The following is a 20,168-nucleotide window of genomic DNA, read 5'->3' as shown; positions in this document are numbered from 1 at the left end:
CTAGCGGGCGCTCATGAATCCCAGCCTGCACGGAACGCCGTGTAGGAGGGCTTGATGATCCCGTGGATTAGGGCGAGCCGCTGATCGTGGGGCAGGAACGCGGCAGCCATCGCGTTGGTGGTGGCCCGTTCGACGTCGTCGATACCCCATCCCAGGTCGGAGACCAGCCTGCCGAACTCGCGGCTCATGGTGGTGCCGCTCTGGAGCCGGTTGTCGCAGTTGATCGTGACGTTGAAGCCCAGGCTCCACAACAGAGCAACCGGGTGCTCGGCGATGCTGTCCGCGATCCCGGTCTGGAGATTCGACGAAGGCGCCACCTCCAGCGGGATCTGCGCGTCCCGGACGTAGGATGCGAGCCTCCCGAGCTTGACCTTCCCCCGCTCGTCCCGGGTGATGTCCTCGATGATCCTGACGCCGTGGCCGATCCGGTTGGCACCGCACACCGCGATCGCCTCGTGCATCGATTCGGGTCCAGCGGCCTCGCCGGCGTGGACGGTGTAGAACACGCACTCGCTTCGGAGGAAGTCGAACGCCTCCCTGAACCGCGCCGGCGGGAAGCCGTCTTCGGCGCCGGCGATGTCGAAGCCGCACACGCCCTGGTCGCGGTACTCGACGGCCAACCGGGCGATCTCGAGCGTCGGGTCCCCGTGGCGCATCGACGTGACGATCTGCTGGACCACGATGGCGTGTCCGGTGGCCTCAGCCTCCGCCATCCCGGAGTCGAGACCGTCCCGGACCGCCTCCACCACCTCCCTGAGCGTCAGACCCCGACCCAGATGTTGCTCGGGCGCGTAGCGAGCCTCGGCATAGACCACCCCGTCCAGCGCCTGGTCCACGGCGAACTCGTGCGCCACCCGCCTGATCTGGGCCGCGGTCTGCATGGCGGCGACGGTGTGCTCGAAGGTCTCCAGGTACCGCACCAGCGTGCCCGAGTCGGCGGCTTCGAAGAACCAGCGGCGCAGCTCGTCGGGGTTCGTGGTGGGCAGGTCGTGCCCGTTCTCCGTGCAGTGTTCGATGACGGTCTCGGGGCGCAGTCCGCCGTCGAGGTGGTCGTGCAACGCCACCTTTGGCAGTCCGCGCAGGTCTTCGACGCTCAGCATTGGTACTCCTTCAGGCGGTTGGTGCAACGCTACCGGTGCTGGGAGGTCTCTCCTGGAGGTTCTGCGGACCGAAAGCCTGCGGCAGCACTTCATCCAGGGTCCGGATCCCGGCGGGGGTTTCCATCACCAGTTCCGGGCCGCCGAACTCGTAGAGCAGTTGCCGGCACCGCCCGCACGGCATCAGCACCTCACCGCGGCCGTCGACGCAGGTGAAGGCGACAAGCCTGCCGCCGCCGCTCAGCGCCAGCGCGGAGACCAGTCCGCACTCGGCGCACAGCGTCACGCCGTAGCTGGCGTTCTCCACGTTGCAGCCCGAGACCACGCGGCCGTCGTCAACCATCGCCGCCGCTCCCACCGGATAGTCGGAGTACGGCACGTACGCGTGCCCCGACGCCTCGACGGCGGTGGCGCGCAGGGCGTCCCAGTCCACTTCCATCGTGCTGTCCCCAGTCATGACTTGATGAAGGGTTGACCGTCGGCCGCCGGCGCCCGGACGCGTCCCACGAGTCCGGCCACGGCGATGATGGTTGCCACATAGGGCAGCATGAGCAGGAACGAGCTGTCGATCGGGCTGCCGAGCGGGTTGAGCGTCTGGCCCAGCTGCGTCACGAAACCGAAGAACAGCGCCATGAACGCAGCCAGCACAGGGTGCCAGCGGCCCATGATCAGGGCCGCCAGGGCGATGAACCCGTTGCCGACGGTGAGGTCGGGCCGGAAGGAGCCGGTGGAGCCGATCGTGAAGTAGGCACCGCCCAGGCCGGCCATCACGCCACCGAGCAGGACCGAGGCCGTCTTCGTCCACACCACGTTGATGCCCACAGTGTCGGCGGCGTGGGGGTGCTCGCCGACTGCACGGACCCGCAGTCCCCACTTGGTGCGGAACAGCAGGAACCAGGCGATGGGGACGGCGATGATGGCCAGGTAGGCCAACGCGGTCTGGTTGAACAGGATGGGCCCGAGGAACGGGATGTCCTTCAACACCGGGATGGGGATCCGGGGCATGATCGGCACCGCGTTGTAACGCGAGGTGTCGGACTGCACGAGCTGCTTGAACAGGAAGCCGGTCAGTCCCGACGCCAGGAGGTTGATGACGACGCCCAGGATCACGTGGTCCATGAGGTACTTCAGCGCGAACAGCGCGAGCACCCCCGCCATCGCGACCCCTGCGAGGACGCCCGCGAACAGGCCAGCAAGCAGGGACCCGGTGAGGGAGCCGGTGATGCCCGCCGCGAAGGCCGCAGTCAGGAACTGGCCCTCGATCGCGACGTTGACCACGCCCGCCCGCTCCGAGAAGACGCCACACAGGGCGCCGAGCACCAGCGGCGTGGCGACGGCGAGGGTCCCGCGCAGCTGGTTGGTCAGCGTGAAGGGCAGCGTGCTGCCGGCCGCCACCCAGGTGACGAAGCCGAGCAGGACGGCCACGCCGGCCACCACGCCCATGATGGTCCGCGCCCGCCCGACCGGCCGGTTCAGCAGGTAGGCGACGCCGGCTACGAGCACCAGAACCGCACACACGCCGACGGTGACCATGCCAGGGAGCGTGATGACCGGTAGCTGAACGGCGTCGAAGGCGTCGGACAGCGCGATCCGGGCCTCGCCACGGGCGCTGGTGGTAGCCCACGCGAGGAGCACTCCGACCACCACGAGCAGTGAGCCAGTCGAGATGCGCTGGATCCGGTCCTCGGGCGCCTCGACGGCCACCGGGCCGACCGGGATCGCAGGGGTCTCGATAATGGCAGTCATGCGGCCACCGCCTTCTTGTTCCTGCTCACCCGGGGCGCGCGACGCTCCCTCAGGGCGGGCACCAGCCACGTCACGAACTTGGGTGCCGCGACAAAGAGCACGATCAACGCCTGGATGAGGCTCGTGAGCTCCGACGGCGTCTGCGCCTCGGCACTCATCGTCAGACCCCCGGCCTTCATCGCACCGAACAACAGGCCGGCAACCACCACGCCGAGCGGGCGCGAGCGTCCCAACAGCGCAACGGTGATGGCGTCGAAGCCCACGCCCCCCACGATCCCCGCGGAGAGCTGCGGCGGGAAGCTGGTCAGCAGTGTTGGCGCCATCACCATCTGCGCGCCTGCGAGGCCGGCCAGGCCGCCGGCGATCGCCATCGCGACGATGGTCACGCGCGCCACGCTCATGCCCGCAGTTCCCGCCGCGTACGGATTGTGGCCGACCGCCCGGATCTGGAAGCCCAGGGTGGTGCGCTCCAGCAACCACCAGACCGCCACGGCTGCCAGGAGCGCGAGCAGGAAGCCGAGGTGGAGACGGGTACCGGCGATGCGCGGAAGCGTGGCGGTCCACTCGATGACGGGCGAGATCGGGTCAGTGCGCCCGGGCATCTGGAACATGGAGGTGATGAGCAGGTAGCTCAGCATCGTGGAGGCGATGTGGTTCAGCATGATGGTCGTGATGACCTCGTGGGCGCCGGCCTTTGCCTTGAGGAAACCGGCGATTCCTCCCCAGATCGCTCCGAAGACCATCGCGCAGATGAGCGCCAGCGGAATGTGGAGGATCATCGGAAGGCCGGTGACGCTGAAGCCGATCCAGGCGCCAACGATGGCTCCCCAGATCGCCTGCCCCTGACCTCCGATGTTGAACAGGCCCGCCCGGAAGGCCAACGCCACGCCGAGCCCGGCGCAGATCAGGGGGGTGGCCTGCGCCGTCGTTTCGGTGATCGCCACCCACGAGCCGAGGGAACCGCGCAGGAGGGCGCCGTAGGCGAGGGTGATCTTGTCCCAGGAGGCCGACAGTGCGTCGCCGGGCCTGCTGAAGAAGTAGGCGAACTTCCCCACGACGTCGGGGTCGGCGAGCACCATGACGACGGCACCGACGACGAACGCCAGCACGAGGGCGATTGCCGTGACCACCACACCCGTCCACCAGCGGGACCTGGGCGCGGCCACGGACGCGGGTGTCACGACCTTCTCGGCCGCGCTCTCCTCAGACATCCGAGGCCTCCTTCTGCTCGATACCCGCCATCATCAGGCCCAGCACCTCGCGGGGGGTGTCCGGGGGCACCACCCCGACGATCCTGCCCCGATACATCACGGCTATCCGGTCCGCGAGGGACTCCACCTCGTCCAGTTCGGTGGAGATGATCAGGACGGCCGTCCCGCGGTCGCGCTCCTGGATGATGCGCTTGTGGAGGAACTCGATGGCTCCGACGTCGACGCCGCGGGTCGGCTGGTTCGCCACCAGCAGGCTCAGCGGTCGCGACAGTTCGCGGGCCAGCACCACCTTCTGCTGGTTGCCGCCTGACAGCGACTTCACGGGCTGGGACTCGCCGGAAGCCCGGATGTCGAACTCGACCAGCCGTTCCTTGGCGTTGTCCTGGATCCTGCCGAGTTGGAGGTTGCCCGCCTGGGCGAACTCCGACGGACGGTTCAGGACGAGGTTCTCGGCGATCGTGAAGTCACCCACGAAACCGTCACGCTGCCTGTCCTCGGGAACGAACCCCATTCCGGCCGCGATGGTCTTGCGAGGAACCGCGTGCGTGATGTCGACGCCGTCCAGGAAAGCAGACCCCTTGATCACCGGCAGCGTGCCGAGGAGGGCGGCGGCGAGTTCACTCTGGCCGTTGCCCTGGACACCCGCCACACAGACCACCTCTCCGCCCCGGACGGTGAGGTCCAGGCCGTCCACGACGACCGCTCCGCCGGCGTCAGCGACGGTGAAGTCCGTCAGCACCAGGCGGTCCGCCGACGTCTTTGCCGGCGCCTTCTCCACCTGCAGGTTCACGGCTCTGCCCACCATCATCTCCGCCAGCTCCGACTCCGTGGCGGTGGGCTCGGCCCGCCCCACCACCTTGCCCCGCCGGATGACCGTGATGTCGTCGGCGACGGCGAGCACCTCGCGGAGCTTGTGGGTGATGAAGCAGATCGCCCGTCCCTCGTCGCGCAGTGCCCTCATGATGTCCATGAGTTCGTCGATCTCCTGGGGCGTCAATACCGCGGTGGGCTCGTCGAAGACCAGGTAGCGTGCGTCGTTGGCCAACGCCTTGAGGATCTCCACCCGCTGCTGGATGCCTACCGGGAGGTTCTCCACGAGGGCGTCCGGATCCACGTCCAGGCGGTAGCGGTCGGACAGCTCGCGGACCTTCTGGCGTGCCTGGTCGAGGTCCAGCAGTCCGAGCCGGCCAGGTTCGCGACCAAGCACGAGGTTCTCGGCCACGGTGAAGACCGGGATCAGCATGAAGTGCTGGTGCACCATCCCGATGCCGGCTGCCATCGCCTTCTTCGAGCTCGTGAGGTGGAGTTCACGCTCACCGATGGAGATGGTGCCCTCGTCGGCCTCCAACAGGCCGTAGAGGATGTTCATGAGCGTGGACTTGCCGGCGCCGTTCTCGCCGAGCAGGCAGTGGATGCGCCCGGGCACCAGGTCCACAGTGATGGCGTCGTTGGCGGTCAGGGAGCCGAATCGCTTCGTGATGCCGCTGAGGTGTAGCACCTCTGATTCGGACACTGTGGTGGTCACATCAGCTCCTGGGTAAGGGCCGCCGCTGGCCGCATCGGGTTCTTTCAGACATTGAAGCAGAAGCGCTGGGGCCTCCACGTTGAAGGGGCCTGATCGGGAGCGCCGCTCCCGATCAGGCCCTGGCGAGGGCTCAGGCCGAGCCCACGTTGGATCACTCAGCTCACTTGGGCTGCGCCGTCGAGGTGATCGTGATGTCGCCGGCGATGATGTCTGCCTTCAGCTGCTCCAGTTCGGACTTCAGCTCGGCCGGCACCTCCTCCTCGAACTCGTTGAACGGCGACAGGCCGGTGGCCTCGTTCTCAAGCGTCCCGACGAACGGGTCAGAGCTGAACTCGCCGTCCATGGAAGCCTTGATGGCCTCGAAGACCGCGACGTCCATGCCCTTGTAGATCGAGGTGATGATGGACGAGCAGTACTCCTCCGCAGAGACGCAGCCGTCGGTGTCCACCCAGATGGCGTTGACCTGGCCACCGGAGGCCTGGGCCGCCTGGAGGCCGCCGAGACCGGCAGGACCCGCCACCGGGAGGATGATGTCGGCACCCTGGGCGATGAGGGTCTCGGCGGTGTTCTTGCCACCGTCGATGTTCTGGAACGGGTCATCACCGGGGACGAACTGGCCGTCCTGGGCCTCCGGGTTCCAGCCGATGACCTTCACATCGGTGCCCTTGGTCTCGTTGTAGTGGTCCACGCCCTGGGCGAAGCCGTCCATGAAGATGGTCACGGTGGGGATCTTGGCGCCGCCGAAGGTCCCGACGGTGCCGGTCTTGGTCATGCCAGCAGCGAGGTAGCCCCCGAGGAACGACGACTCCGCAGTGTTGAAGACGAGGCCCTTGGCGTTGTCGACGCCCTCGAAGGACCCGAAGTCGACGATCGCGAAGTCCACTTCCGGGTTCTGCTTGGCCGCGGCCTCGGTGGCCCCTGCGAGGAGGAAGCCAACGGTGACGACGATGTCACAGTTGGCGTCGATCATGGCCTGCACGTTGGGAGCGAAGTCGGACTCGACGGTGGACTCGATCTCACCGGTCTCGATGCCGAGCTGGTCCTTGGCCATCAGCAGGCCGTTGTAAGCGGTCTCGTTGAACGACTTGTCGTCGAAGCCGCCCGAGTCCGACACCATGCAAGCCTTGAAGTCGACGGCACCGGCCGTCTCCGACGCCGAGTCGTCCGTGGTGGGCTCCTCGGACGTGGTCTCCTCAGGAGAGGTCTCCGAAGCAGTGTCCTCCGCAGACTGGGAGGGTGCGGTGGTGGCATCCGTCGGGGGCGCCTCGGCGCAGCCGCTGAGGGCAAGGGCACTCGCGCCGACGATGGCCGCGAGTTTGAGCAGGGACTTCTTCACTTCGGTGATCCTCCTGAGGCTGATTGGGCAACCCGAAGATATCGCTACGGGCTACGGAGCCGCATGTGAAACCTGCAATCGTTACAGACCTGCAACCTCGCTCAGTCGCGGTCCTTCAGGCCACCTGCCGGACGAGCGCCAGAGCGGAACGGACCATCTGCCGGGTGGTCTCCTGCCAGTTGGGTTCCTGGCCCCGGTACGGCCCGGTGGCCAGGCTGATCACCACCGCAGCGGCCCGGAGGCGCAGTTCCACGGGGTCCACGCGCTCGTCGAAGACCGGCACCCAGCGGGCCAGCAGGTCCCGGACCTTCGCAGCCTGCTCCGGGTTCATCCGCTGGATGGTGGACAGGTGCGCGATCAGGCAGGCCAGGTCGTCGGCACGCCGGCCCGGACCGATGGTGTCCACGTCGAGGATGCCCACCACGTCTCCGTCCGCAACCCGGATCTGGCCCTCGTGGAAGTCGCCGTGCGTGGGCTCGTTCCCCAGTGGGTACTCGGCGAGTCCGGATGTGATGGCTGCGCTGGCCCACTCCAGGTCCGGACCCACCTCCGGGAGCGCGGCGGTCACCATCGCCGCATAGTGCGCCACGGCATCCGACCACGGCGGTCTGCGCTCCAGCGCCGCCACCGATTGCGGCATGGCGTCCAGAACCGCGATCAGTTGCTCGGCGGTGCAGGGATCGCCGGGCTCGAAGATGGCCTTGGCCAGGCCGCGGCCCGGGAGCTCACGCAGCATCATGAGGTTGTCCGGGGTGTGCAGCGCGACCTCCGGTGCCGGCACGCCTGCTTCTCGCAGCATCAGGTGCTTGCCAAGGACGTCGGCGAACAGCTTGGGCCGCAGCACCTTGATGTAGAAGACCTCGCGCGGGTCGTTGACAACGAGCTTCACCACCGCCCGACGACGTGGCCGGTAGCCGATCATCGTGAGGTTGAGCTGTTCCGCGGTCACCGGCCTGCCAAGGGTGTTGCCGGCATTGAGGAGGGCGGCGAGCTGGTCGGGGTAGGCCGCGCGCGGCAGGCCGGGGAGGTCCGGGTCGTTGGGGTAGATCCACACGGCCACCTCGCGGTTGCCGTCGGCGAAGATCTCCGCGTTCGCGTCGGACTCCACCAGTTCCCCCGAGCGGGCGCTCACTCCCAGCAGTTCGCTGCGCTCGCCGTAGGGCCACCGCACCTGCGCCAGATATGTGGCCGTCGTGGAGTGCTCGGGGTTCGTGTCCACGTGGTCCAGGGACCACGACAACATCACTCCGCCGGCGTGCTCCACGGCGGCGCGCAGCAGGGACTCGACGTCGGGGCCCGTGAGCAGGCGGGAACCATCATCCATCGGAGGCCTCCCTGGCGCGGCCGACCGCATGTCCGGCCGTCGACTCGCCACCGCGCACCACCGTCAACCAGGCCGCGCGGCGACCGTCGAGTTCGGAGACGACGAAGGTGAAGGGGACTTCGCCGTCGGATTCGTCAGCCGGGCGTTCCCGGGGCTCCAGGTGGACGGTCACCTCGTCCCCGACTGCGGGGATCCGCCCCAGCCTGGACATCACGTATCCAGCCACCGTGTCGTAGGGGCCCTCGGGGATGACGTGCCCACTGGCCTCCGCGAACTCCTCGATCGTGGTGAGTCCGTCGATGCGGTCCACCTCGTCGGTGACGGTGTCGCCCACGACGTCGTACTCGTCGGTGATGTCACCGATGAGTTCCTCGATGAGGTCCTCCATCGTGACGATGCCCGCGGTGCCGCCGTACTCGTCGCGGACGAGCGCCATGTGTGCACCCGCGGAGCGCATCGAGCTGAGCGCCCGCAGGATCTTGACCGTCTCGGGCAGGCTGAGCACGGGACGCACTATCGATCGCAGGTCCCCCTGCCGCGCGGAGCCCTCGAGGTCCATGAGGTCTCTCACGTGCAGGAAGCCAATGACGCGGTCCACCGAGCCGCCGGTCACGGGGTAGCGGGAGTGTGGCGCGCCCCGGACCTCCCGGTAGGCCCGCTGGATCGGCATGTCGCCGGGCAGGAAGGTCACCTCGGTTCGGGGCACCATCACCTCGCGGAGGGTGTGCTCCCCGGCGTCGAAGACCTCATCCACGATGCTGCGTTCCACGGTGCCCAGCGTCGGAGAGCCCGCGACGATGGCGCGGATCTCCTCGTCGGTCACCGCGTCGCGTGCCTGCTTCGGGTCCCCTCCGAAGAGTCTGACCAGCAGGTCGGTCGAGACCCCGAGCAGCCAGATGACCGGCCGCATCACAGTGGCGATACCGCTCACCAGCGGCGCCAGGGCCAGCGCGAAGCCCTCCGCGCGTTGCATGGCGAGTCGCTTGGCAGTCAGTTCTCCCACGACGATCGAGAAGTAGGAGATGACCACGGTGATCAGCACCAGCGCCGTCGTGTCGGACACACCGTCGGGCAGACCGATCGACTCCAGAGTGGGAGCGAGTCTGTCCGCCAGCGTCGCCCCACCGAAGGCTGCGGACAGGAAGCCGGCCAGCGTCACGCCGATCTGCACCGCGGACAGGAACAGGTTGGGATTGCTGGTGAGCCGCTCGATGGCACGACCCCGCTTGCCCTTGGTGGCGAGTTGCTTCACCTGGCTGTCGCGGAGACTCACCAGGGCCATCTCGGCTGCCGCGAAGACGCCGCCGATCACTATGAACAGCGCGATCAGCGCGATGTCACCCAGTGCACTCATCTGAAGATGACCGTGCGGTGCGCGTCCGCCAGCACCCGGTGCTCCGCGAACAGCCGGACCGCCTCGGCGAGCGTCTGGGACTCCTGGGCCTGCCCCTTCCGGACGAGCTTGGCCACCGACATGGTGTGGTCCACCCGCACCACGTTCTGCTCGATGATCGGCCCCTCGTCAAGGTCACCGGTGACGAAGTGCGCCGTCGCACCGATCAGCTTCACTCCGCGGGTGTGGGCCTGGCGGTAGGGATTGGCCCCCTTGAAGCCCGGCAGGAACGAGTGGTGGATGTTGATGGCACGGCCGGCGAGGAACTCGCAGAGCTCGGGGCTCAGGATCTGCATGTAGCGGGCCAGGACGACCAGTTCGATGTCCTGCTCCTCGACGATCCGACGAACCTCGGCCTCGAACGCGGGCTTGGTCTCGGCATCCACGAAACGGTGCTCGAACGCGACGTCATAGAAGTCCGCCATGGGCGCCAGCACGTCGTGGTTGGCCAGGATGCCGCGCACGTCGATGGGCAGTTCCCCGCCCCGCCAGCGGAAGAGGAGATCGTTGACGCAGTGACCGGCCTTCGAGGCCAGGATGAGGGTGCGGGTCGGCGTCCCGGCCTCGTGGACCTGGAAGTGCGCCCCGAAACCACCAGTGGCCTCCGCGACCTTCCGTGCCAGCGACTCCTCGTCGGGCCCATCCAGCTGGATGCGGGTGAAGAACTCGCCGGTGTCGGGCGAGGAGAACTGCTGGAGCTCGGTGATGTTGCCCCCGGCCTCGACGATCGCCCCGGAGATGGCGTGGACTATTCCGGGGCGATCGGGGCACTGCAGGGTCAGGACGAGTTCGGACATGCCCGAAACTCTAGCGGCAAGCCAGCGGCTCAGATGAGGCCCAACTCCGTGACCGCGGCACGCTCGTCCAGCAACTCGGCGACGGAGGCGTCAATCCGGGCACGGCTGAAGTCGTTGATCTCCAACCCCTGCACGATCTCGTAGCGGCCGTCGGTCACGCGGCACGGGAAGGAGCTGACGATCCCCTCGGGCACCCCGTAGGAGCCGTCGGAGGGCACCGACATGGACACCCAGTCACCCTCCGCCGTCCCCAGCACCCAGTCGCGCATGTGCTCGACAGTGGCGTTGGCAGCCGAGGCCGCCGACGACGACCCGCGCGCCTCGATGATGGCCGCGCCCCGCTTGGCGACGGCGGGGATGAACTCGTTCTCGATCCAGGACTGGTCATCCACCACCTCTGCGGCGCTCCGCTCACCGATGCGGGTGTTGAAGAGGTCCGGGTACTGCGTGCTGGAGTGGTTGCCCCAGATGGTCATGTGGGAGATGTCGTCGACGGCTACGCCGGTCTTCTTCGCCAGCTGGCTGAGCGCCCGGTTGTGGTCCAGGCGGGTCAGCGCGTTGAAGCGCTCCGCCGGGATGTCCGGGGCGTTGCTGAGGGCGATCAGGGCGTTGGTGTTGGCGGGGTTGCCGGTCACCAGCACCTTGACGTCGTCGGCGGCCACCTCGTTCAGGGCCCGGCCCTGGGCGGTGAAGATGGCCCCGTTCGCGCTGAGGAGGTCGCTGCGCTCCATCCCGGCCTTGCGCGGCATGGCACCGACGAGCATCGCCAGGTTCACGCCGTCGAAGACCTTCTTCGGGTCATCGCCGATCTCGACCCCGACGAGGTTGCCGAAGGCGCAGTCGTCGAGTTCCATGACCACACCCTCAAGCGCCTTGAGCGCCGGCGTGATCTCGAGCAGGCGCAGTTCGATGGGCCGGTCCCCCAGGAGGGAACCGCTGGCGATGCGGAACAGCAGGCTGTAACAGATCTGGCCGGCAGCGCCGGTGACGGCAATCTTGACGGGAGCCTCAGTGCTCACTTTCGACCTCTTTCCAGGTTCGGATCTCGCGGATCATTCTTCCGCGACTCTACCGAATCACCGCTGGCCGGGCACCACCAGGGCCAGCACCGCGATCGCCGCCCCGAGCAGGAGCATGCCGACCACGTCGATCCAACGTCGCCGCACCACGAGCAGGCCGGCCAACCGGTCAGGCAGGACCAGACGCAGGAGGGCTGCCAGCGCCAGCGCGCCGGCCATCACCACCGGCCCCCGGCGCCAGTGGCCCATGGTGATCAGGACCACTCCGACGGCGAAGATCACCAGCGCGGCCAGCAGTGGCCACGGGTTGCTGGGGAACTCGTCGGCCGGCTTGTCCGGCCTATCCGGCATGCAGGGCTTCCGCGCGGTCCACGACGTTGGTCAGGAGCATGGCCCGCGTCATGGGTCCCACGCCGCCGGGAACGGGAGCGACGAGCGAGGCCTTCTCCCAGACGTCGGGCGCCAGGTCTCCCACCAGGCCGTCGTCGGTGCGGCTGATGCCGACGTCGACGAGCACAGCCCCCTCCTTGATCATGTCGGCGGTCACCGTGCCAGGGTGGCCGGCCGCCGTGACCACGATGTCGGCCTGCCGGGTTAGCGAGGCCAGGTCTCTCGTGCCGGTGTGACACAGGGTCACTGTGGAGTTCTCCGACTTGCGGGTCAGCAACAGGCCCAGCGGACGGCCGACGGTGGTGCCGCGGCCGACGATGACCGTGTGCGCTCCGTTCAGCTCGACCTCGTGGTGCCGCAGCAGCGCGACGATTCCGCGGGGGGTGCACGGCAGCGGACCGGGGATGCCCAGCACGAGCCTGCCGAGGTTGACCGGGTGCAGCCCGTCGGCGTCCTTGTCCGGGTCTACCTGCGCCAGTGCCCAGTTGTCATCGAGATGCGCCGGGAGGGGCAGTTGCACGATGTAGCCGGTGCAGGCCGGATCGGTGTTGAGAGCGTCCAGCTCTTCGGTCAGACGTTGGGCGGAGGTGTCGGCTGGGAGGTCCACGCGGATGGAGTGGATCCCAACCTCGGCGCAGTCGCGGTGCTTGCCGGCGACGTAGGAGCGGCTGCCGGGGTCGTCTCCGACGAGCACCGTCGCGAGCCCGGGCACAACGCCCTCGGCGCTGAGCGCGGCCACGCGTCGCTTGAGGTCTTCCCTGATCATCCTTGCGACGGGTACGCCCGCCATCTTGGTCGCTGTCATGTTTGCCCTCTCAGTGGAAGAAGTGGCGGGTGCCGGTGAGGTAGAGCGCCACACCGTTCGCGCGGCACAGTTCGATGGTCTCCTCATCGCGGATGGAGCCGCCGGGCTGCACGATGGCCCTGACGCCGCCGTCGATCAGGATCTGGGGGCCGTCGCTGAACGGGAAGAACGCATCGGACGCGGCGACGGCACCCTTCGCGCGGTCACCGGCACGCTCGACGGCCAGCCTGCAGGAGTCGACGCGGTTGACCTGCCCCATGCCCACCCCGACGGAGGCGCCGTCGGAGGCGAGCAGGATGGCGTTGGACTTGACGGAGCGGCAGGCCCGCCAGGCGAACTCGAGGTCCGCCAGGGTCGCGTCGTCGACGGCCTCCCCCGCTGCGAGGGTCCAGTTCTCCGGGGAATCGCCGTCGGCGTCGATCCGGTCGGGTTCCTGGCTCAGGGCGCCACCGCTGATGGTCACCAGGGTCCTTGGCCGGTGGCTGAAGGGCACGGCCCTGAGCAGCCGGATGTTCTTCTTGGCGGACAGGATCTCCAGGGCGCCGTCGTCGAACCCGGGGGCGATCACGACCTCGGTGAAGATGTCCTTGACCGCCTCCGCCATCGCCACCGACACCGGCCGGTTGGTGGCGATCACGCCACCGAACGCCGAGACCGGGTCGCACTCGTGGGCCTTGCGGTGCGCCTCGGCGATGTCCGCCCCCACCGCGATGCCGCAGGGGTTGGCGTGCTTGATGATGGCGACGCACGGGTCATCGAAGTCGTGGGCGGCACGGTAGGCGGCGTCGCCGTCGGTGTAGTTGTTGTAACTCATGGGTTTGCCGTGCAGCAGTTCGGCCTGCGTGATGCCGGCGGGCGCGCCACTGTCGGAGTAGAGCGCGGCGCGCTGGTGGGCGTTCTCGCCGTAGCGCAGGGTCCCGACCAACTCATAGGAGGCACCCAGCCAGGGCGAGAACCCGTCCTCGGGTGCGGCCACGACGGTCTCGGCCATCCAGGTCGCGACGGCGACGTCGTAGCTCGCCGTGTGGCGGAAGGCAGCGGCGGCGAGCTCCTTGCGGGCTGCCAGGGTGAATCCACCGGTGGCCAGTGCCGATCGGACCTCGTCGTACTGCGACGGGGAGGTCACCACTGCCACCGAAGGGTGGTTCTTGGCGGCGGCGCGGACCATGGTCGGCCCACCGATGTCGATCTGCTCGACGCACTCGTCCTCGCTCGCGCCGGAGGCCACTGTCTCCGCGAACGGGTAGAGGTTGACCACCACCAGGTCGAAGGGAGCCACCTGGAGTTCCTCGAGCTGGCGGACATGGTCGGGCAGGCGGCGGTCGGCGAGGATGCCGGCATGCACCTTGGGGTGGAGGGTCTTGACCCTGCCGTCGAGACACTCCGGGAAGCCGGTGAGGTCCTCCACCCGCGTCACGGGAATCCCCGCCCCTGCCACCTTCGAGGCCGTCGAACCGGTGGAGACGATCTCGACGCCCGCCTCGTGCAGCGCTGCGGCCAACCCCTCGAGTCCGGTCTTGTCGTAGACGGACACGAGTGCCCTGCGCAGCGGGATTTGGTTGGTCATCGAATCACTTCCGTTTCAGTTGTGTGCGCCTGCACGTTTCACGGTTTCCAGTCACGCACGGCTTTCACGAGGAGCCTGCGCTCCACCACCTTGATGCGCTCGTGGAGGCGCTCGACGTCGTCGCCGTCCAACACGTCGACTGCCTCCTGCAGCAGGATCCTACCGGTGTCGATGCCTGAATCGACGACGATGACCGTCGCCCCGGAGACCTTCACCCCGTAGGCAAGCGCGTCCCGCGGTCCGTGGACGCCGGGGAAGCTGGGCAGCAGCGCAGGATGGGTGTTGATGGTGCGTCCACCGAACCTCGCCAGGAACGCCTCACCCAGCAACTTCATGAAACCGGCGGAGGCCACGAGGTCCGGTTCGAACCGGGCGACGATGTCGGTCAGTTCCGCGTCCCAGGCCGCACGGTCCGCCCCCTTGGAAAGGGGATGGGCGATGGCCGGAACCCCTGCCCGCCTCGCTCGCTCCAGACCAGCTGCGTCAGCCTGGTCCGAGACGACCGCGACCACCTCCGCGTCCACCTCGCCGGCGGCGACTGCGTCAAGCAGCGCCTGCAGCAGGGTTCCGGATCCCGACAGGAGCACAACGACTCGTTTCACGGCCGTCATCCTACGGGGCCGGGAACCGGGCGCCTCACCAGTCCGAGCACCAGGCCAGCGACCAGCCCGGAGAGACCGAGGACGCTCGGCGCGACCACGAGCAGGTCGGTGACCACCGGCCCCAGCTGGGCCAGGCGGGCGCCGCCGAGGCCCCCGCCGGAGAGCGAGCACAGCACGACGAGCAGGAGCCCCGCCGCCACGCCCGACAGGCCGCCGACGATGGCGGTCTCGTCGAATCTCGCACGTGGGCGTGCCAGCACCACGACGACGGCTGCCGCGACTCCAGCTGCCACCCCGACCAGCAGCCACCACAGCGTCGTCTCCGGAGACAGGCCCGCATCCGGGATTGCGCCCAGAACAGGGATGGCGGGCAGGAAGCCCGCGTCGGTCACGCTGAGGTTGAGCAGCGAGTCGTCACCGATGGTTATGCCTGCTCCGAGCAGCCAGGCCGACCCCCACAGTGCGAGGTTGGGAAGGTAGAGCAACTGGATCAAGACCAGCAGGATCGTCCCCGAAAGATCCGGTTGGAGGGCGTCGTGGATGCCGGCGACGCGGTCCAGGTGCAGAAACAGCGTGCCCGCGATCACGGCGGCGCCACCTGCGAGGCAGATGCCGACGGCGGAGACCATGGCCGCGGGCACGGAGCGCAGCCAGGCGGGCCAGGTGCGGCGCGGGTCATGTCCGATGGCGCGGCTCGCACCCCACACGCCGGACAGGGCGCCCAGGACGAGTCCGCCCAGCCCCGCACGCCAGGCGTGTGCGGCGTCGTCGACGGTGGTCCCCACCAGCAGCAGCACCAGCGCCTGGACGAGGGCGAACGTCCCCGCAACCCGCAGCACCAGCCCCTGCCCATCCACCCACAAGCGGCCGGTGTCGTCCCGGGTCGCCTGCTGGTGCGCCAGTTGCCTCGCAGCCATGGCGGCCACGGGCTGGCCGAGCAGGACCATGCCCATGGTCATGGTGAGCGGAACGATCGAGACCAGTTGCCCACCGATCGCCACAGGGGTTCCGTGTGCGAGCAGGAGGATCTTCGTGGGCAGCGGCAGGGCGGAGGTGAGGTCCGTGTCGGGTGAGTTCACCCAGCCCAGCACCGACGCGCCGGCCAGCAGCAACCAGCCCGCCGCCAGCACCGCAGCGGCGCCGACGACCGCCACTGCCCACCACGGCCAGTTGAGTTCCCGCTGGGGCCTCTTCTCGCGCTGGGCATCTACGTCCACGGCGATCGTGCGGTGTCGTGGGCTTCGCTCTGCCACGTGGCTTCTCCCTCCCACTACGGTGGCCACCGGGCCACCGGGTACGCTGTTGCAACGGTTGTTCGGACAGACGTCGACTTCGAAGGGTGGAGGTGCTGCGTGGCTGAGATCGGGAAGAGCCGCCCCAAACGGGCAGCGGCCCCGGACCCGGAGAACGAACTCGACCCTCCGAACGGGCCCGACGATACACCGGAGCCCTCGGCCAGCCCCGCCCGGCGCGGCGCGCCGCAGGAGCCCGAAGTGACTGATCAGATCCCGGAGCAGGAAGCCTCGGCGTCCGGCCAGCAGTCCACTGGCAGCACCCCTACGGACCCCACCCCCGTCGAGTCCACCGATTTCGTGAACCCCTTCGCACGTCCCGGAAGCCAGAGCGCCATGGAGCCTCCCGTCGGGCCGGTGCTTCCGCCACGGGACTTCGAGACCCAGCCGGCACCGCAGCCCAGCGCCGGCCGGCGGATGGGTGGGTACGCCGCCGCTGGTTCGGACGAACCGACGCCGGCGCCCCGGCGCTCTGCGGTCAGTTCGACCACTCCCCCGGAACCGGTGATGATCCCACCGCCGCCGCCGAACATCGAAGGCGGACAGGACCGCGTCGGCAGCGAGGGTGCCGCTGGGAACTGGTTCGACCACCACCGCCGCACGCTTACGATCTGGGTGGTCGGCGCCCTGGTGGCCGCCCTCCTGCTGTTGCTCGGGAGCTACCTGGTGCGCAGGGCGACTTCCCCCGAACTGCCACCCGATCCCTCCGCGACAGCCACGGGCCCCGGGTCGCCGTCGGAGTCGGCCTCGCAGGTGCCCGTAGCGAGCACCGCGAACCTCCTGACGGTCGACGACGCCGAACTGATCGTCCCGGGAGCCTCCTGGGTCGTCGTGGACACGGTCGAGAACAAGTCCGACTTCCAGGGGCGCGCCGCCTGTCTCAGCGCCGATCTCGGTGAGGTGAACCCCGTGCAGGCATTCCAGCGGGTGCTGGGAACCTCTGATGCCGACCAGCTCGCCGCGATGCACCAGATCGACGTCTTCGCCAGCGATGAGGCTGCGCAGCAGGTGCAGGCTCAGCGGGTCGCCACCCTGGCAGCCTGCGACGAGCGTCCAGCACGCATCGTCAGTTCCACCTCCGTGTACGGCATCGCAGACGAGGCCCAGCAGCTCACGGTCGAGACCTACGAGGGCGACCCGACGATGTTCCACACCGTGTTGCTCATCCGCAACGGGCGTGCGCTCACGATGGTCGATGTGGTCCGCAACGCGACCCCGGTGGGAGTGGCCGAGCTGACCTCGGGAGTCCTGCGCTCCCTCGAGGACCTCTGCACCCGCAGCGAAGGCGCCTGCCCCGACAACCCGTCGTTCGCGGCCACCGTCCCACCGCCGTCGCCTCCCGAGGGTTGGCTGCTCACGGCGGACCTCCCCCGAATCACACCGGGAAGCGGAGCCTGGGAAAGCCAGCCCGGCGAGGTGACGTTCCAGGGCACCGCCTGCGAGAACCTCACACTGGCGGAGGGGGGCGACAGCCGGGAGCGTCGTACCTACATCCTCACGCAGGACGCCGCAGCACCAACCACCTTCGGGCTCGACGAGATGATCTTCGACTTCCAGACCCCGGAAGCAGCCGCGGCGTTCGTGACCACCCTCGGAAACAATCTCGCATCCTGCAAGGACCGGCTGTTGACCGCCACGGTGACCGAGAGCCCAGCCGTGGCGGGGAAGGGCGCTGGGGACGCTCGCCTGTCCTCACGCCTGTTCACCATCCAGCAGGCGACGGGGAGCACACCGGTGCTCTACCAGGCTGCCGTGGGGGTCACCGGAGCGCGAGTCAGCTACCTGGTGGCCACCGTCAGCGCGGACTACCGATTCTCCGATGAACAGTTCTCCTCGGTCGCCCTGCGGGCCACTGAGCGACTCAGCCAGTTGCCCTGAACCAGACAGGGCCGCCTCCCCGAGGAAAGGCGGCCCGGATTGGCGAACGATCAGCCCGTGGGCAGTTCGTGGCGTAGCTTGGCGATCGCGCTGCGCGCCAGTTCCGCCGTCTGGCTGGGGGTCTCCCCCACCAGGACTCCGGCCGCCTCCAGCGCCTTCTTCTTCGCTGCTGCCGTGCCCTGGCTCCCGGTGATGATGGCGCCGGCGTGGCCCATGGTCTTCCCCGTGGGCGCGGTGAATCCGGCCACGTAGCCGACCACCGGCTTGCTGATGTTGGCGGAGATGTAGTCGGCGGCGCGTTCCTCGGCGTCGCCACCGATCTCGCCGATCATCACGATCAGATCCGTCTCCGGGTCCTCCTCGAAGGCCTGCAGCACATCGATGTGGGAGGTCCCGATGACCGGGTCGCCTCCGATTCCCACGGCCGTGGAGAACCCGTGGTCCCGCAGCTCATACATCATCTGGTAGGTCAAGGTGCCGGACTTGGACACCAGGCCGATCCTGCCGCGCCCGGCGATGTGGGCCGGGATGATTCCGACGTTGGACTTGCCGGGCGAGATCAGGCCCGGGCAGTTGGGTCCGATGATGCGGGTCCGGCTCTGCCTGGCCGCCTCGTGGAACTCCAGCGCGTCGCGGACGGGGATGCCCTCGGTGATGACGACGCAGAGTTCGATTCCCGCATCCACGGCCTCCAGGACAGCGGCCTTCGCGAACTTGGGCGGGACGAAGACCACCGAGACGTTGGCGTGACTGTGCTCCACCGCTTCGTGGACGGAGCCGTACACCGGCACGGGGTCCTCCTCGAACAGGACGGACTCCCCGCCCTTGCCCGGGGTGACGCCGCCGACGACGCGCGTGCCGGACATGATCATGCGCTGGGTGTGCTTTCGGCCCTCACGACCGGTCATGCCCTGCACGATGACCCGGGAGGATTGATTGATGAAGATTGCCACGGTGTCAGTTCCTCTCGCTCGCGAGCTTGGCTGCGAGGCTCGCAGCGCCGTCCATCGTGGACTCCACCCGGATCAGCGGGTGGTTCGCCTCCTCGAGGATGGCCTTGCCCACCTCCACCGAGTTTCCGTCCAGCCGCACGACGATGGGCAGCTTGGCCTCGTCACCCAGGACCTCCAGCGCCGCGACGATGCCAGTGGCAACGTCGTTGCAGGCGGTGATGCCGCCGAAGACGTTCACGAACACCGACTTGACCTGGGGGTCACTCATGATGATGCGCAGCCCGTTGGCCATGACCGTCGACGACGCACCTCCTCCGATGTCGAGGAAGTTCGCGGGCTTGGGGGTGCCGGGCAGGTCTGAACCCGCCTTGTCCACGACGTCCAGTGTGCTCATGACCAACCCGGCGCCGTTGCCGATCACGCCGACGCTGCCGTCGAGCTTGACGTAATTGAGGTCCAGTTCCTTGGCCTGGCGCTCCAGGTCGACGTCCCCGGACGTCTCCTCGTAGGCCTCCCAGCGGGGATGCCGGAATGCGGCGTTGTCATCCAGGGTCACCTTGGCGTCGAGAGCAAGGATCATCCCGGAGCCGGTCTTTACCAGTGGGTTCACCTCGACGAGCGTCGCGTCGGACTCGCGGAATGCACGCCACAGCTTCTGCAGCACCGCCGCCACGGGGGCGCGGTCCTCCTCCGGGAACCCTGCCTCGGTGACGATCCGGGTGGCCACCTCTGGCGTGATGCCGTCGACGGGGTGCAGCGGCAGCTTGACCAGGGCCTCTGGGCGTTCCACCGCGAGCGTCTCGATGTCCATCCCGCCCTCGACACTGCACATTGCGAGATAGGTGCCCGCAGCGCGGTCGAGCAGGATGGAGAAGTAGTACTCCTCGGCGATGTCGGCACCGGGGCTCAGCATGACCTGCTCCACGACATGGCCCTTGATGTCAAGACCCAGGATGTCCGCGGCGGTGCTTTCCACCTCGTCCGCACTCCGGGCCAGCTTCACGCCGCCGGCCTTGCCGCGCCCTCCGACGCGGACCTGCGCCTTGACCACGGCGATCTTCGTCCCGAGCCGCTCGTAGGCCTGCCTGGCTTCCTGGGGCGTACTTGCCACCAGACCGGGCAGTACGGGGACCCCGAACGACTCGAAGACGTCCCTTGCCTGGTACTCGAGGAGATCCACCTTGACTCCAATCGTGCAAACGCGTGGGCGATTAGGTACGGTCCAAACACTAG

18 protein-coding genes are annotated in these 20,168 nt (G+C 68.3%); 1 reads left to right on the top strand and 17 read right to left on the bottom strand.

Annotated elements, in window-relative coordinates:
• Positions 1-11: 11 nt before the first annotated feature.
• The 15 genes from LKO27_RS02645 to LKO27_RS02575 form a co-directional block, all read right to left on the bottom strand.
• The gene (locus LKO27_RS02645) at positions 12-1,100 is read right to left on the bottom strand and encodes an adenosine deaminase (protein WP_227735341.1); all 1,089 of its coding nucleotides are present in this window, start codon (positions 1,098-1,100) and stop codon (positions 12-14) included.
• 10 nt (positions 1,101-1,110) lie between these two features.
• Positions 1,111-1,536: a cytidine deaminase gene (locus LKO27_RS02640; RefSeq protein ID WP_227737191.1), complete on the bottom strand. Its 426-nt coding sequence runs from the start codon at positions 1,534-1,536 to the stop codon at positions 1,111-1,113.
• A 14-nt stretch (positions 1,537-1,550) separates the two neighbouring features.
• Entirely contained in the window at positions 1,551-2,843 is a 1,293-nt protein-coding gene (locus LKO27_RS02635) for an ABC transporter permease (RefSeq protein WP_227735340.1), read from the bottom strand.
• Positions 2,840-4,054 carry an ABC transporter permease gene (locus tag LKO27_RS02630; protein WP_227735339.1) on the bottom strand — a complete coding sequence of 405 codons (1,215 nt, stop codon included), beginning with the start codon at positions 4,052-4,054 and terminating at the stop codon, positions 2,840-2,842. Before LKO27_RS02630 ends, LKO27_RS02635 begins: the two co-directional genes overlap by 4 nt.
• Positions 4,047-5,579, bottom strand: a complete 1,533-nt coding sequence (locus LKO27_RS02625) for an ABC transporter ATP-binding protein (RefSeq protein WP_227735338.1) — start codon at positions 5,577-5,579, stop codon at positions 4,047-4,049. Before LKO27_RS02625 ends, LKO27_RS02630 begins: the two co-directional genes overlap by 8 nt.
• A 160-nt stretch (positions 5,580-5,739) precedes the next feature.
• The gene (locus LKO27_RS02620; RefSeq protein ID WP_227735337.1) at positions 5,740-6,915 is read right to left on the bottom strand and encodes a BMP family ABC transporter substrate-binding protein; all 1,176 of its coding nucleotides are present in this window, start codon (positions 6,913-6,915) and stop codon (positions 5,740-5,742) included.
• Between the two features lie 115 nt (positions 6,916-7,030).
• Positions 7,031-8,269 (bottom strand): phosphotransferase, encoded by a 1,239-nt coding sequence (locus LKO27_RS02615; protein ID WP_370629935.1) that lies wholly within the window; start codon positions 8,267-8,269, stop codon positions 7,031-7,033.
• Positions 8,232-9,593 (bottom strand): hemolysin family protein, encoded by a 1,362-nt coding sequence (locus LKO27_RS02610; protein ID WP_227735335.1) that lies wholly within the window; start codon positions 9,591-9,593, stop codon positions 8,232-8,234. Before LKO27_RS02610 ends, LKO27_RS02615 begins: the two co-directional genes overlap by 38 nt.
• The gene (gene purU, locus LKO27_RS02605) at positions 9,590-10,429 is read right to left on the bottom strand and encodes a formyltetrahydrofolate deformylase (RefSeq protein ID WP_227735334.1); all 840 of its coding nucleotides are present in this window, start codon (positions 10,427-10,429) and stop codon (positions 9,590-9,592) included. Before purU ends, LKO27_RS02610 begins: the two co-directional genes overlap by 4 nt.
• Positions 10,430-10,458: 29 nt before the next feature.
• A complete protein-coding gene (locus tag LKO27_RS02600) occupies positions 10,459-11,448 on the bottom strand; it encodes a malate dehydrogenase (RefSeq protein ID WP_227735333.1) in 990 nt (329 codons plus the stop codon).
• A gap of 57 nt (positions 11,449-11,505) precedes the next feature.
• Entirely contained in the window at positions 11,506-11,799 is a 294-nt protein-coding gene (locus LKO27_RS02595) for a DUF3017 domain-containing protein (RefSeq protein ID WP_227735332.1), read from the bottom strand.
• Positions 11,789-12,643, bottom strand: coding sequence for a bifunctional methylenetetrahydrofolate dehydrogenase/methenyltetrahydrofolate cyclohydrolase (locus LKO27_RS02590; RefSeq protein ID WP_227735331.1), 855 nt, complete (start codon positions 12,641-12,643; stop codon positions 11,789-11,791). The genes LKO27_RS02595 and LKO27_RS02590 overlap by 11 nt, the downstream gene beginning before the upstream one ends.
• A 10-nt stretch (positions 12,644-12,653) precedes the next feature.
• A complete protein-coding gene (purH, locus tag LKO27_RS02585) occupies positions 12,654-14,210 on the bottom strand; it encodes a bifunctional phosphoribosylaminoimidazolecarboxamide formyltransferase/IMP cyclohydrolase (protein WP_227735330.1) in 1,557 nt (518 codons plus the stop codon).
• 38 nt (positions 14,211-14,248) lie between these two features.
• Entirely contained in the window at positions 14,249-14,821 is a 573-nt protein-coding gene (gene purN / locus LKO27_RS02580) for a phosphoribosylglycinamide formyltransferase (RefSeq protein WP_227735329.1), read from the bottom strand.
• Entirely contained in the window at positions 14,818-16,065 is a 1,248-nt protein-coding gene (locus LKO27_RS02575; RefSeq protein WP_227735328.1) for a DUF6350 family protein, read from the bottom strand. The genes purN and LKO27_RS02575 overlap by 4 nt, the downstream gene beginning before the upstream one ends.
• A 240-nt stretch (positions 16,066-16,305) precedes the next feature.
• On the opposite strand from LKO27_RS02575, the gene LKO27_RS02570 reads away from it, so the two are divergent.
• Entirely contained in the window at positions 16,306-17,982 is a 1,677-nt protein-coding gene (locus tag LKO27_RS02570; RefSeq protein WP_227735327.1) for a hypothetical protein, read from the top strand.
• 50 nt (positions 17,983-18,032) lie between these two features.
• Here the strand turns inward: LKO27_RS02570 and sucD are convergent, their stop codons facing one another.
• A complete protein-coding gene (gene sucD, locus LKO27_RS02565) occupies positions 18,033-18,935 on the bottom strand; it encodes a succinate--CoA ligase subunit alpha (RefSeq protein ID WP_227735326.1) in 903 nt (300 codons plus the stop codon).
• A gap of 4 nt (positions 18,936-18,939) precedes the next feature.
• Complete coding sequence (gene sucC, locus LKO27_RS02560) at positions 18,940-20,115, bottom strand: ADP-forming succinate--CoA ligase subunit beta (protein ID WP_227735325.1); 1,176 nt, start codon at positions 20,113-20,115, stop codon at positions 18,940-18,942.
• Between the last annotated feature and the right edge of the window lie 53 nt (positions 20,116-20,168).

Source organism: Tessaracoccus sp. OS52, assembly GCF_020687685.1.
GTDB lineage: Bacteria > Actinomycetota > Actinomycetes > Propionibacteriales > Propionibacteriaceae > Arachnia.
This window is presented reverse-complemented; position numbering and strand designations above follow the sequence as displayed.

Bases quoted from the DNA above. Each gene is read 5' to 3' on its own strand.
- LKO27_RS02645 (WP_227735341.1), bottom strand. From the start codon at position 1,100: ATGCTGAGCGTCGAAGACCTGCGCGGACTGCCAAAGGTGGCGTTGCAC.
- LKO27_RS02640 (WP_227737191.1), bottom strand. From the start codon at position 1,536: ATGGAAGTGGACTGGGACGCCCTGCGCGCCACCGCCGTCGAGGCGTCG.
- LKO27_RS02635 (WP_227735340.1), bottom strand. From the start codon at position 2,843: ATGACTGCCATTATCGAGACCCCTGCGATCCCGGTCGGCCCGGTGGCC.
- LKO27_RS02630 (WP_227735339.1), bottom strand. From the start codon at position 4,054: ATGTCTGAGGAGAGCGCGGCCGAGAAGGTCGTGACACCCGCGTCCGTG.
- LKO27_RS02615 (WP_370629935.1), bottom strand. From the start codon at position 8,269: ATGCGGTCGGCCGCGCCAGGGAGGCCTCCGATGGATGATGGTTCCCGC.
- LKO27_RS02610 (WP_227735335.1), bottom strand. From the start codon at position 9,593: ATGAGTGCACTGGGTGACATCGCGCTGATCGCGCTGTTCATAGTGATC.
- purU (WP_227735334.1), bottom strand. From the start codon at position 10,429: ATGTCCGAACTCGTCCTGACCCTGCAGTGCCCCGATCGCCCCGGAATA.
- LKO27_RS02595 (WP_227735332.1), bottom strand. From the start codon at position 11,799: ATGCCGGATAGGCCGGACAAGCCGGCCGACGAGTTCCCCAGCAACCCG.
- LKO27_RS02590 (WP_227735331.1), bottom strand. From the start codon at position 12,643: ATGACAGCGACCAAGATGGCGGGCGTACCCGTCGCAAGGATGATCAGG.
- purH (WP_227735330.1), bottom strand. From the start codon at position 14,210: ATGACCAACCAAATCCCGCTGCGCAGGGCACTCGTGTCCGTCTACGAC.
- purN (WP_227735329.1), bottom strand. From the start codon at position 14,821: ATGACGGCCGTGAAACGAGTCGTTGTGCTCCTGTCGGGATCCGGAACC.